The organism is Emticicia sp. (assembly GCF_043780375.1).
Classification (GTDB): domain Bacteria; phylum Bacteroidota; class Bacteroidia; order Cytophagales; family Spirosomataceae; genus Emticicia.
In genome coordinates this window covers 21,705-34,598 of sequence record NZ_JAYWCU010000177.1, presented here as the reverse complement: position 1 = coordinate 34,598, position 12,894 = coordinate 21,705, and the positions used below count along the sequence as shown (strand labels likewise).

Here is a 12,894-nt window from a genome sequence, read left to right as displayed (position 1 = left end):
TCCAGATTTTGCTTTCTACCATGAAATCAATTCCTGATAGTTCTTTAGCATAGCCCATTTTTAAGAGATTTGACTTATCAGAAAGCTGGAACCAAGTTCAAGGCTTCTACTTTTCTGATTTCAGGAACAGATTTCAAGATAGCTTCTTCCAAAGAAGCCTTGAAAGTCATTGAAGACATAGGGCAAGTGCCGCAAGCTCCCAATAACTCAAGTCGAACCGTAAAATCCTCAGTTATTTCTACAACTTTTACATTTCCACCATCGGTTTTTAAGTAAGGTCGTACGCTATCTAAAGCAGCTTCTACTTTTTTTATTAGATCTTTCATTGAATTTGTATTACTCAAAATATGTACGTATAAAAGTAAAAAAAAGTTGGAAAAGTTCCAATTTTTTCCTCTTACCTAATCTCTACCCTAACAGTTTTTTCGCCAGAAGCATTGCGAATCGCAACTTGTTGTGCCAAAGCCTCGGCAGTTGCTTTGAATGCTTCGCTCGCAATTGGTTCGTTGTTCATCATTACGGGTCGTCCTTCGTCGCCTCCTTCTCTGATACTCTGCACTATTGGAATTTGTCCTAATAATGGTACACCAAACTTCTCCGCCATGTTTTTTCCACCATCTTTTCCAAAAAGGTAGTACTTATTATCAGGCAGTTCAGCAGGGGTAAAATATGCCATATTCTCAACAATTCCAAGAATAGGTACATTGATTTGTGGCTGACGAAACATTGATAAACCTTTAGTGGCATCAGCTAAAGCTACTTTTTGTGGTGTTGTTACAATAACTGCTCCTGTGAGTGGTACTGTTTGCACCAAAGTGAGGTGAATATCGCTTGTGCCAGGTGGCAAATCTATCAAAATATAATCTAAATCACCCCAATCTACATCTCCAAAAAACTGACGTAAGGCTTGACTTGCCATTGGGCCACGCCAAACTACGGCACTATCAGCAGGGGTTAAGAAACCAATGGAGATCATTTTAATACCATATTGCATGATCGGTGTAATCATATTTTTGCCATCTTTTTGGGTGATGAGGGGCTGCATATTTTCTGCACCAAACATCAACGGAATCGAAGGACCCGAAATATCTGCATCAATAATACCGACTTTTGCTCCCGAATTTTTGAGAGCCATTGCCAAATTGACGGTTACTGTCGATTTTCCAACACCACCTTTGCCTGACGATATAGCAATAATATTTTTTACACCCGCCAAAATTGGAGCATTGCTTCTTATCGAAGTAACATCGGCAGTCATGTTGATTGTTATTTTTACATCTTTGCTGAGGTATTTGTGAATAGCATCGGTGCAATTTTTCTTAATCAATTCTTTCAGCGGACATGCGGGCGTTGTCAATACTACTGTAAAAGTAACTTGATTGATTCCCACCTCGATATCACGAATCATGTTGAGCGTAACGAGGTCTTTTTTTAAATCTGGCTCCTCAACAGTGCTGAGAGCTTGAAGTATTTTTTCTTTAGTGATTGTTAATTCTCCCATTAATTTTAGCTATATGCCTTATGCTATACGCTTTAGACTTTCAAATATGTTTATAGATAATTTGTGAAATTTTCCTGTTTTTTTTGGTAAAATTGCCTACCAATCGTAAATACTGAAGCTTTTTGCTAAACAATTACTTTTCCTTTAAAAACGGATACTTCAGAGCCTTCTGCCAAAAGTACAGATGTTGGCTTTGTTTGTTTTAAAAAAGCGAATTCACTGCCGTAAAGTTCCTCGAAATCACATTTGATGTCGTAGTCTTTTACTGAATGAACATTCCAACGAGGATGCTGCACTTGGTATTCGTTGGTTTTTTGAGCAGAATAGCCTGCATATCCCCAATAATGTTCGGTGATGAATTCTTCTTCGCTGCCTATTTTTATAGGCTTTGTTTGCAAATCGGCAGTTACTTTAATATGATTCCAATTGCCTTTATGTTTCCATGAATATTTTACAAACAACTGATTATCAGTTGTTTGTATGTCATGTTTACAAGGATGTGTAGCGTAATTCTCGTTATAAAGGGTGTTAGCAATAAATGTAATCATTGCCTTTGGTACAATTTCTTTAATGAAAACAACTCCTCGTTTCCACTCACCATTATCATTGTAGCGGACATAAAACCGCAAATTCACTTCATCAAAGTTGGAATGAAATGGAAACTTTATTCCTAAAACAGTAGTTTCTAAAAATTGAAAACCTACTAAACTTGCATAACAACGGTTGTTCCAAAAATCTAATTCTGTTTTGTAGGGTAAATATTTTTTCAAAATATCGGGAGAAACTTCGTAGTTTGCCATTACGAGGTTTTTCCATTGTGCCTTAAGAAATGTTTTTCCGAACATAAAATTACTTTAAAACTAAAAAAACTGACATATTCTTCTGCAAAGATACGTCAGTTTCGAGTATAATCGGTAAAGTTTTTTTAGGCAGCTATTAGTTTTGAGCGAACTTCTGCCATTTCATTAGATACATCAATTTTATTACTCATAAGATCAAGTTTTGCCAATAAATCAGTCAAAAACTTTTGATGAGCAGGAGAATCAGTTTGTATTGGTCGATGATTGAGCGACATTTTTACTTTATTCCATTCATCCAAAAATACGTTCAAATCTTTCGTGAAATAAGTTTCGGCAAATTTTTCAAAAATATATTCCTCGGCTTGCTCATTTGGATGAATTAAATCTGCTTTATAGAAACGATAGTCTCTTAAATCGTCCATCATTATTTCATAACTCGGAAAATAATGCACGTCATTAAAGTCTTGTTCTAAATGGTAACAGGCCGTGCGAAGAATACTTTTACTGACTGAATTGAGTTGTAAAGTTTCACGTGTATGTCTAACGGGGCTAACTGTAAACAAGATTTTGATGCGATTGTTCTGCATTTTCAAAGCCTCATACATTGGACGGAAACGAAGCTGAATTTCTTTGACAGTCAGCATTTCTTTTTTGAATTTATCGGCAGGCGTTTTATGACAATTGGCTACATTTTGGCTATTTTCTTTGAGTTGATAAACAATAGAAGAGCCAAGTGTAATGACTAAAAAATTAGCTTTTCTCAAAAACTGATTCACTTTTTTATGCGTTTGATTCAATTCATTTTCCAATTCCTCTCGTGAAGATGCATAAAATTTTGAGTGAAAATCATAATGTTGCCAAATACCATTATTTTCGAGCATCAGGTGCTTAAAAACAGGTTGGTTTTGCAAACTGTGATTAACTAATTTAAATATAGAAGAGGGGTTAAAAACTGTACCATAGGGGTTACATAAACACTGCATTTTATTATCAGCCAACTGTCTACCAATGACCTCGGAAAAACACGAGCCAACAGTCATTATCTTAGAGTCAGTGCTGATATTGAAGTGAGCTGGAGCTACTTCAATTTCAGTACGAAAATCCATTTTTTTTTATCTTTTAGTGATTAGTTATATTGAGGTACTGAAGTGCTTGATTATCAACGGTTTGCGAAGGTAGATTTTACATTTTGTTCCTGCAAGCTATTTCACAATAAATTATAAAATTTAATTAATTGTTTGCAAAAGTTTGCATAATAATTAGAGTAAAAAAATACAAGAAGGATTATTTAAAGAAAAATTAGTAATAAAATGGTGTCTTAAAGATGACTTGTGAGAGGGCAGAATTCCATGATAAAATTTACTTTAAAACCGCTATTATTAAAACCGGTTTTAAAGTAAATTTCAAGGTTAGTAAGCTTTATAAAGGGTTGGTGTTCGCCAACCCTCTTTAATTTTCTTTATAAAATCTATTCTTCTTCCGCTCCAAACTGCCCACCTAAACTAATGTTGCTGCCAAAGAAAAGAGCATTCAAGAATAATTTATTCGTGCCAAACCATGTTCCTCTAAAATTAGGGTCGTCTGAAAATAAAATCACTCGTCCATTACCTTCATAGCTAATATTGATTGCAGCAGAATTTGAGATTCGCTTCAAAGATTCTTGATGCACATAGCCGTTAATTCGTGGGTTTGAGGTATATACCAAAACAGAATTTGCGGCTCCAACGCTTCGCTCTAGTACTGTATTATTGTTGCGGTAAATCGCCATTTTTTTATTTGTATAACCAAAGCCAATTGGACTCGAAATGTCTAATTCTGCCTCAAAAATAGCCCCACCTGTTTGTTTTGCTCCTTCCGATGCCTGAAAATCTTCGTAAGTGATACGAGTTTTATTGCGACTACTGTCAGGTTTTACTTCACGCAATTTTTCTTTTACAATGTCTTGCTTGATTGCCCACTCTGAACCAGTTTTTTGGGTAATTAAAGTACCACCATTTGCCACCCAAGCTTTGAGTTTTTGAGCAGAAGGTTTATCTAAAGCAGCATAATTCCCACCGACTAACACAATTGTATTGTAGCGATTAATATTCAAACGGGCAAAATTATAAACCTCTACTTTCGTAATTGGCATTCCGATTTTTGTATCGAGCAGGTGCCAAACTTCACCAGCTTCCGAAGAAGTTACACCACCACCTACAAGCATCATCGCCTGAGGTTTCTTCACAGTTTGAAAGCTATTGCTTCCTAAATCAATACCTGATGTGCTAAAACCTGTTGAAACAGATTCAATGGTAACGCCAGTATTTTGTGAAATTTGTTTGAGCTTTTGAAACAATTCTTCAGAATTTAGTTTTTGTTTCTGAACAGAAACCAGAAGAGTTCCATAGCCATAATCTTTACCGCCAATATTAAATTTCTTGAAAGAAGTTTTTGTAATTATTTGATTATCAAGCAATTGACTTAATGCTTTTGGTGCGTAATAATCTGTCCATTCAATCAAATAGGCATACTCACTTTTAATAATTGAGGCAGGGTTGAGTTTCAAATCGCTTTTTGTAATACGATCACCTTTTTGAAAAACTCCTTTCATTTCGGCATGTGGAAGCCCATACGCCAAAGCTAAATTCCAAGCAGAAGCATCGTAAAAAAGACTATCTGCAAAAGTTGTTGGACGGTCAAAAATAGAACGAACCATCAAATATTGAGCTTGTGCTGAAGGAATTACGACCGCTTTTCCTTTCTTGAAACTTTGCCCGTTTTCGGTAATATCGTTAGGCAAATGATAAAATTCGATATCGTGTTGCAAAAGCAAATCCCAAAAAGCACGGTTTCGACTTTGGTCGTTGGCATCGCCAATAATATAGGCTTTTGTAGCAGATTTTTGCCCTTGAGAGATAGATTCGGTAAAGAAATTTCGTTGATGTTTCAATAAGTTTTCTTTTTCAACCAACGAGGCTCGCACCGTTGCTAAGGCGTTAACCAACTGATTTCTGACTGTAAACCCAAAAGCCAAATCGCCATTTTGACTTTCCTGTAAATGCCCACGAGAACTGGCTTGTTCAAATAAAAGCCCCAATCCACCTTCCATGTCAGGGTAGCTCGAGCCATAGCCAGGATACAAATTATCGAATGATTCTTTGGTATAGTATAATGAACCGATTTCGTTCATAGCTTGCTCAAAATACTTCGCAAAGCGACTATTTAGGTCTTTATAAACATATTTTGGCACTAATGGGTTTTCGGCATTCTCTTTGGTTGGTTCAAAAAAATGAGCCGAATTTGTACCCATTTCGTGAAAATCTGTCACTACATTTGGCAACCATTGGTGATAAAAAGCCAAACGATTTCTACTTTCTACATTAACTGCCAAATACCAATCACGGTTCAAGTCAAACCAATAATGATTGGTGCGACCACCAGGCCAAACTTCGTTGTGTTCACGATCGTTTGCATCGGCTACCATTGGGTCGCCTTTGTGCATATTTGCCCAATGCGTATGTCTATCTCGTCCATCAGGATTGATAACGGGTTCCATCAAAATCACAGCATCTTTTAGCCAATTGAGTGCTTCAGGGTCTTCGGTAGCGGTCAAATAATAAGCAGTCAAAATTGAGGCTTCACCGCCCGAAGGCTCATTTCCGTGTACATTATAGCCCAACCAAATTATGGCAGGAGCTTTCTTTGTATCGGGCATAGATTTCGATGGGTCGGTTATTGTCAAATGCTCTTTTCTGATTTCCTCCAAACGTTTTATGTTTTCTGGGGTCGAAATAGTAACAATTATTTGTTCACGATGCTCGTTGGTTTCGCCAATTTTTTGTACAGTTACTCGGTCAGAAACTCGGTCGAGTTCACGCATATATTCAACCAATTTATCGTGTCGAGTATGGTGCGAACCAATGGCGTAGCCAAGAAACTGCTCGGGTGTTGGAATTGAGGCATTGAGTTGTTTTTTAGGGAAAAAATAATCGTTTTGGGCGAAGGAGTTTAAAAAAATACCAAAGCAGCAAATAAACAATAAATGTTTCTTCATGGTTATCAAAGGGTTTAGTTTGAGATTGAAGTAAAGATATGAAAAAATAAATTTCAAACATCTTTTTCGCATTAAGTAATCTTTTATTTATAATTTTGACCTGTATTTTATTAAAAGCCTTATTTTTATGAAAAAAATTAGTTTAGCAATTGGAGTTTTACTATTTGCCGCGGCATTTACCAAACCAATCATTGAAGATCCTATAAAAAAGGAAATTAAACTCGATGTTGATAATGGCGGAATTAAGTTGGCTGCTGGGTTTGGAGCAGTAGTAGTTGCTGAGGAAACGGGCAAAGCTCGGCATATTGTGGTACTACCCAACGGTACGATTTACATCAAAAATAGCAATGCCAAAGATAATAAAGGCATAACAATGCTAAAAGATACTGATGGTGATGGAAAAGCAGACATCAAAGAGTTTTTCGGAAATTATATCGGAACGGGCATGGAAGTATATAAAGGATATTTGTATGCTTCGTCAAACTCAGAAGTTTTTCGTTATAAATTAAATGAAAACGGCGATGTTATTGACAAAAATGCACCCGAAACTGTTGTTAGCGGCTTACCTGATTTTCGCCAGCACGAATCAAAACCAATGACTTTTGATGAGCAAGGAAAAATGTATGTTACCATTGGAGCTCCATCAAATATTTGCCAAGAAAAAGACCGTCAGAAAGGTTCAGTAGGTCAAATGCCTTGCCCATTATTAGAAAAAAATGGTGGAATTTGGCAATTCGATGCCAATAAACTCAACCAAAAGCAAGAAGATGGTATTCGTTTTGCCACAGGTATTCGTAATGCAGTTGCTATCAATTACGACCCATTTTCTAAAAATGTGTATGCTTTGCAACATGGACGTGACATGCTTTTTCAGCACTTTCCAGAAATGTATTCGGCTGAGCAAGGAGCAGAATTACCTTCTGAAGAGTTTTTGTTAGTAAAAAAAGGATCAGATTTTGGCTGGCCTTATAGTTATTTCGACAAAGAAAAAGGCAAGAAAATGCTTTGTCCAGAATATGGTGGCGATGGCAAAAAAGAATATCCAAAAGCCGATAAACCAATCATGGCATTTCCGGGGCATTGGGCTCCAAACGATGTATTGTTTTATCAAGGAAATCAGTCGGGCGGCGTTCCGTTTCCTGCCAAATATAAAAACGGTGCATTTATTTGTTTCCACGGTTCATGGAATAGAGCTCCAAAAATGCAAGCGGGTTATTTTGTGGCCTTTGTGCCATTCAAAAATGGCTTGCCTTCTGGCCCTTATGAAGTATTTGCAGAAGATTTTGCGGGTGGACCAGAAATTAAAAGTCCTGGTGATGCCAAAGCTCGCCCGATGGGTTTGGCTGAAGGTGCCGACGGCTCACTTTACATAACAGACTCGGTAAAAGGAAAAGTTTGGCGAGTAATGGCAAATAAATAATTTAACACAAATCCTTACAGGTCTAAATTTAGACCGGTAAGGATTTATTTGAAGAAAAGAATGAAAAAAATATTTGTAATTGTTTTATTATCAATCAGTTATATTTCTTTTGGACAAAAGAAAAAAGTTGATTTAGGAAAAAAAATTTACACACAATATTGTTTGGCATGCCACCAAGAAGATGGTAGCGGCGTACCAAATATGAACCCACCACTCCGAAAGTCTGATTGGGTAGTGGGCGATAAAACCAAATTAATTAATGTTATTTTGAAAGGTTTGGACGAAGAAATTGAAGTAAATGGCGACTCTTACCGTGGAATTATGGCATCGCATAGTTTTCTGACTGACAAGCAAATAGCCGATGTTTTGACTTTCATTCGCTCAAATTTTGAGAACAAAGCCGAGGCTGTAAAACCAGAAGAAGTGAAGGCTTTGCGGAAGAAGTGATGAGAAAGTATGGTACAAGTCTTTTTGATAGGTATAAGCAAAAAAACTTGCACCAGTAGAGAACATTGAAATGAACCACCAAAGTTTGTTTCACCTTTTGCATCAAAAGTCAAAAATTCATCATTGCTTAGTTTTAAAGAAATATCTACGAACTTTGTATTTCCAAGTGTAATATAGGTATTTAGCCAAAATATTCAAATTGTTGCTGAAGCCAAAGGGTGTTGTATGAAATTTATCTGATAGCTAAAGTAGTCGGCAATCAAATTTTCTTATAAAACGCTGATAATAAGGAAATTAAAAAAAACAATTATTCCCCCAAAACCCAAATCGCGTCTAAATTTCTACCAAAACCATCATAATCAAGCCCGTAGCCAACTACAAATTTATTTTCAATTTCAAAACCGACATAATCTAACTTCAAAGGCACTTTCAAAGCTGTGGGTTTGAATAGCAAAGTCATGACCTTTATTGAGGCAGGATTATTAGAAGCCAACTGCCCTAAAATCTCTTGCATCGTCATTCCCGTATCTACTATATCTTCAACGATAATAATATCTCGATTTTGAATATCTTCTTTCAAACCCAAAATATGCTTCACTGTACCACTCGATGCGGTGCTTTGGTAAGACGACACTCTGATGAAGGTAATTTCACATTCAATGTCGATTGATTTGAACAAATCGCCCACAAACATAAACGAGCCATTCAAGACACCAATCAATAATGGATTTTTTCCTGCATAATCTTTGTTTACTTCTTGAGCAAGTGCCTTGATGCGAGCTTGCAAAGGTTTTGGTTCAATAAAAGGGACAAAATACTTGTCTTTGATTTGTTTCATATCTTTGGCAATTTTATTCTTGATGCAATTTAATGAATTAAATCAAAAAAGTAATTTTAAGAAAATTTTAAGTTTTATAATTTTGCAATAAGTGTTTCGTTAATGTATAAAAATTTAAAAGATATATGAAGTCCCAAAATGCTTGGTTTTTATTGTTTTTATTGGTTAGTCAGTTTGCACAAGCTCAGTTTTCGTGGTTTGGGGGCGATACTAAAAAGAAACACCACGAAGTTTTGCTTGCCAACCGTGCAATTCAGATTGAAGCTACGCAGGCTATCAATAATATGTATAATTTCAATTATGATGCCGCCGAGCGTGATTTTAAGTGGCTGACTGTGAAATATCCCGAACACCCGATTGGTTTTTTTCTTTTAGGATTGAACGAATGGTGGAAAATTGTGCCAGATACCAAAGACGAATCTCACGACGATGCGTGTTTGGATAACATGAATAGAGCCATTGATTTGGCAGATGCAATGCTCGACGATGACGATACCGATAAAGAAGCTGCGTTTTTTCAAGCGGCAGCTTATGCTTTTAAGGGAAGATTGTATTCTGAACGTGAAAATTGGATAAAAGCAGCTTGGGCAGGAAAGCAAGCTATGAAATACCTCGAAAAATGTCGTGGTTTTGGAGATTTCAATCCAGAGCTGGCTATCGGTGATGGACTTTACAATTATTATTCCAAATGGATTCCCGAGAATTATCCATCACTTAAACCGATGATGACTTTCTTCCATAAAGGCGTAAAAACCGAAGGAATCAAGCAATTAGAGTACGTTTCGTCGAATGCTTTTTATACCCGCATGGAGGCAAAATATTTTTTGATGCAAATTTATTCAATGGAAAATCAGCATCAAAAAGCCTATTATATGGCTGCCCAAATGCACGCTTTGTATCCAAATAATGCTTATTTTCATCGTTATGCTGCCCGCACGGCCTTTATGTTAAACAAAGCCGATGAGGCAGAAATCTTAGCTCAAGAGTTACTGACTAACTTAAATATGGGTAAATATGGCTATGAAAGTACATCGGGGCGTTATGCTGCTTATATTTTGGGTTATATCAATTATAATTATAAGCGAGATTTGCCCAAAGCAAAAGAATATTATCAAAAAACGATAGATTATGCTTTGCAAAATAACTCTAAAGATTCGGGCTATTTTCTGGGTGCAAATTTAACATTAGGCAAAATCGCCAGTTCAGAAAAAGACTATGCAAAAGCATTAGAATATTTCAATATTATCATAGCAAATGCCGAAAAGAAAGCCGACACTTACAAAGAAGCAAAAAAACTCATTGACGACACCAAAAAGTTGATGAAAGGCGATAAGAAAAAGAAATAATTGAATCTTTCCAAATTAAATACTTTTTGACCTTATTTTTGGAGATAATTTCCCTTGAAAAGTATGTTCGGTTACAAATACATGAATAAAATAAAATTAAAGTTAATTTTATTTTCCTTTTTTTTCCTCCCCTTCGGGCGGTTCGACGGGGTGGGGCTTTTGTCAGCCCAAACTCTCACCCGTAACCCATATTTACAGCAATTAAGCCAAAATGGTGTGATTATTCGTTGGCGAACCGATGTACTGACTAATAGTAGTGTGAGTTTTTCAAGACAAGATTCGAGTAAAGTTTTTACTGTAAAAGATGACGAGTTAACCAAAGAGCATATTCTACAACTCACTGATTTACAGGCAAATACAAGATATACTTATACTGTTGGAACAGACACAAAAATCTTAGCGTCAGGCAAAGATTTTTATTTTATTACAGCACCATCCTCCTCTACAACCCGCCCAATAAATATTTGGGCAATGGGAGATTTTGGCGATAATTCGAAAGAAATTTATATCCAAAATCAGAAAGCTGTTAGAGACCAATACCTCGAAAAGAAGGCAAATTATACGGATTTATGGCTTTGGTTGGGTGATAATGCCTATTGTTGCGGTACTGATGTCGAATACCAAAAGCAGATTTTTGATTTTTATGGTAGTAATATCTTAGGAAATACCACTTTTTTTCCTTCACCAGGCAACCACGAATATTACGAGACTGCTACTGCTCAAACCGACCGAAAAATCAACTATTTTGATGTTATTTCGGTACCAACCAAAGGAGAAATGGGCGGAATTGCTTCTAGTTTAAAAGCCTATTATTCGTATAATTATGGAAATATTCACTTTATTTCGCTTGATTCCTATGGTTTAGATGAGGGGAAATACCGTTTTTATGAGCCTCAAAGTCCACAATATCAATGGTTAGTAAAAGATTTAGCGAATAATAAATTGCTATGGACAATTATTTATTTTCATCATCCACCCTACACAAAACGTTCGCATGATTCTAATGCCGAAGTAGAATTGCGTTTGACCAGAGAAGGCTTAGTGCCGATTTTTGATAAATATAAAGTCGATTTGGTAATGTCGGGTCATAGCCATGTTTACGAACGTTCGTTTCTGATTAAGGGGCAAACGGGACATTCGGAAACTTATGATGCCCGTATTCATAATATGCAGCAAGCCAATGGGCGATATGATAAAAATGTAGGGTCACAGCCATATATAAACAAAGACGAGGGTACAATTTATTGTGTTGTTGGCTCTGCTGGTCGTCTTGATTGGAACGGTGACCCAAATCCACATCCTACGTCCGCATATTCAAATTATACTATCGGCGGTTCATTGCTTTTGACCATTGATAATAATCGTTTAGATGGACGGTGGGTTTGTGCCGATGGTGAAATTAGAGATAACTTTTCTATCTTTAAAAATGTCAATAAAAGCGAAAAGAAGACAATTGCTTATGGCGAAAAAGTCCGTTTAAATGCTTCTTGGAAAGGTGTATATAACTGGTCGACTGGTGTACGAAACCAAGAATTTATTGAAATTTCTCCACGAAAAGACACTGTTATTACAGTAAAAGATTCACTTGGTTTTTTAAATGATAATTTTCAAATTTTTGTTTCACCACAACCTGTTATTTCAACAGAATTACGAGATTCTGCCATCGTTTGCTTAAAAAAAGAAGTAAAAGTCTATTTTGACGTAAAAAATACTTCACTCGAAAATTGGAATTATGTCCTCGAATTATCAGACATCAATGGTTCATTTGCCAAGCCCTTGGCATTAGACAAATCTAATAGAAGTCCGTTTACTATTATTTTACCTGATACACTAAAAGAAAGCAAAAATTATCGTTTCAGAGTGCGACCCAATGCTGATTTCTTCGATGAAAAACCAAGTAGAAGTTTCCTTTTGTATAAGCCTGCAACAGTCAGTTTTTTTGGAGAAAAAACGATTCCTTTCGATACAACTGCAATTTTACAACTTCGCTTCGAAGGTACGCCACCGTTTACCTATAAAATCAACACATTACCTGAAAGTGTTTCCCAAAATATTGGATTAACCTTAAAAGTGAGTCAATCGAATGCTACTAACTATATACTTGAAAAAATAAGTAATGTTTGTGGCGAAGGAAAAATTTTGGACGAAAATAAGGTCGCTATACTGGCTCCGCTTGCCATTGAAGACAATGAAGCTAATACAATATTTACAATCTTCCCAAATCCAACATCTGGCGATTTGACCATTGAAAACCATACAAACCAAGCGATAAAAACGCAATTGATTTTACGAGATTTGAACGGTAAAAAACTGCTTCATAAATCAATAATCATTAGCGAAAAAGAACAAATTTCTCTACAAGAACTTCCGTCAGGTACGTATTTTTTGACCTTGAAAACTGCTACTTTTAAAGTAAGTAAGAAGATAACGAAACTTTGAAACTAATTAAAAAAGCTACATTTCCTTTAGAAAATGTAGCTTTTTTGTGAATATTATAGTCTCAATAAAA

10 protein-coding genes are annotated in these 12,894 nt (G+C 36.1%); 4 read left to right on the top strand and 6 right to left on the bottom strand.

The window, feature by feature from the left end:
* Nucleotides 1-77: 77 nt before the first annotated feature.
* The 5 genes from ACH2CJ_RS14425 to ACH2CJ_RS14405 all read right to left on the bottom strand — a co-directional run bounded on the left by ACH2CJ_RS14425 (nt 78) and on the right by ACH2CJ_RS14405 (nt 6,334).
* A complete protein-coding gene (locus tag ACH2CJ_RS14425) occupies nt 78-326 on the bottom strand; it encodes a NifU family protein (RefSeq protein ID WP_394993647.1) in 249 nt (82 codons plus the stop codon).
* Between the two features lie 71 nt (nt 327-397).
* Nucleotides 398-1,501, bottom strand: a complete 1,104-nt coding sequence (locus ACH2CJ_RS14420; RefSeq protein WP_394993646.1) for an Mrp/NBP35 family ATP-binding protein — start codon at nt 1,499-1,501, stop codon at nt 398-400.
* 125 nt (nt 1,502-1,626) lie between these two features.
* The gene (locus ACH2CJ_RS14415) at nt 1,627-2,346 is read right to left on the bottom strand and encodes a YqjF family protein (protein WP_394993645.1); all 720 of its coding nucleotides are present in this window, start codon (nt 2,344-2,346) and stop codon (nt 1,627-1,629) included.
* A gap of 80 nt (nt 2,347-2,426) precedes the next feature.
* Nucleotides 2,427-3,407 carry a GSCFA domain-containing protein gene (locus tag ACH2CJ_RS14410; RefSeq protein WP_394993644.1) on the bottom strand — a complete coding sequence of 327 codons (981 nt, stop codon included), beginning with the start codon at nt 3,405-3,407 and terminating at the stop codon, nt 2,427-2,429.
* A 362-nt stretch (nt 3,408-3,769) separates the two neighbouring features.
* Nucleotides 3,770-6,334 (bottom strand): M14 family metallopeptidase, encoded by a 2,565-nt coding sequence (locus ACH2CJ_RS14405; RefSeq protein ID WP_394993643.1) that lies wholly within the window; start codon nt 6,332-6,334, stop codon nt 3,770-3,772.
* A 127-nt stretch (nt 6,335-6,461) separates the two neighbouring features.
* On the opposite strand from ACH2CJ_RS14405, the gene ACH2CJ_RS14400 reads away from it, so the two are divergent.
* Together ACH2CJ_RS14400 and ACH2CJ_RS14395 are read left to right on the top strand one after the other, a co-directional pair.
* Nucleotides 6,462-7,754 (top strand): PQQ-dependent sugar dehydrogenase, encoded by a 1,293-nt coding sequence (locus ACH2CJ_RS14400; protein WP_394993642.1) that lies wholly within the window; start codon nt 6,462-6,464, stop codon nt 7,752-7,754.
* A gap of 60 nt (nt 7,755-7,814) precedes the next feature.
* Nucleotides 7,815-8,201 (top strand): c-type cytochrome, encoded by a 387-nt coding sequence (locus ACH2CJ_RS14395; RefSeq protein ID WP_394993641.1) that lies wholly within the window; start codon nt 7,815-7,817, stop codon nt 8,199-8,201.
* 307 nt (nt 8,202-8,508) lie between these two features.
* Here ACH2CJ_RS14395 and hpt read toward each other — a convergent pair whose 3' ends face one another.
* On the bottom strand, nt 8,509-9,039 hold the full coding sequence (gene hpt / locus ACH2CJ_RS14390) for a hypoxanthine phosphoribosyltransferase (RefSeq protein ID WP_394993640.1): 531 nt from the start codon (nt 9,037-9,039) through the stop codon (nt 8,509-8,511).
* A 125-nt stretch (nt 9,040-9,164) separates the two neighbouring features.
* On the opposite strand from hpt, the gene ACH2CJ_RS14385 reads away from it, so the two are divergent.
* Both ACH2CJ_RS14385 and ACH2CJ_RS14380 read left to right on the top strand, forming a co-directional pair.
* Nucleotides 9,165-10,385, top strand: a complete 1,221-nt coding sequence (locus tag ACH2CJ_RS14385) for a tetratricopeptide repeat protein (protein WP_394993639.1) — start codon at nt 9,165-9,167, stop codon at nt 10,383-10,385.
* 159 nt (nt 10,386-10,544) lie between these two features.
* The gene (locus ACH2CJ_RS14380) at nt 10,545-12,824 is read left to right on the top strand and encodes a metallophosphoesterase (RefSeq protein ID WP_394993638.1); all 2,280 of its coding nucleotides are present in this window, start codon (nt 10,545-10,547) and stop codon (nt 12,822-12,824) included.
* Nucleotides 12,825-12,894: the final 70 nt, after the last annotated feature.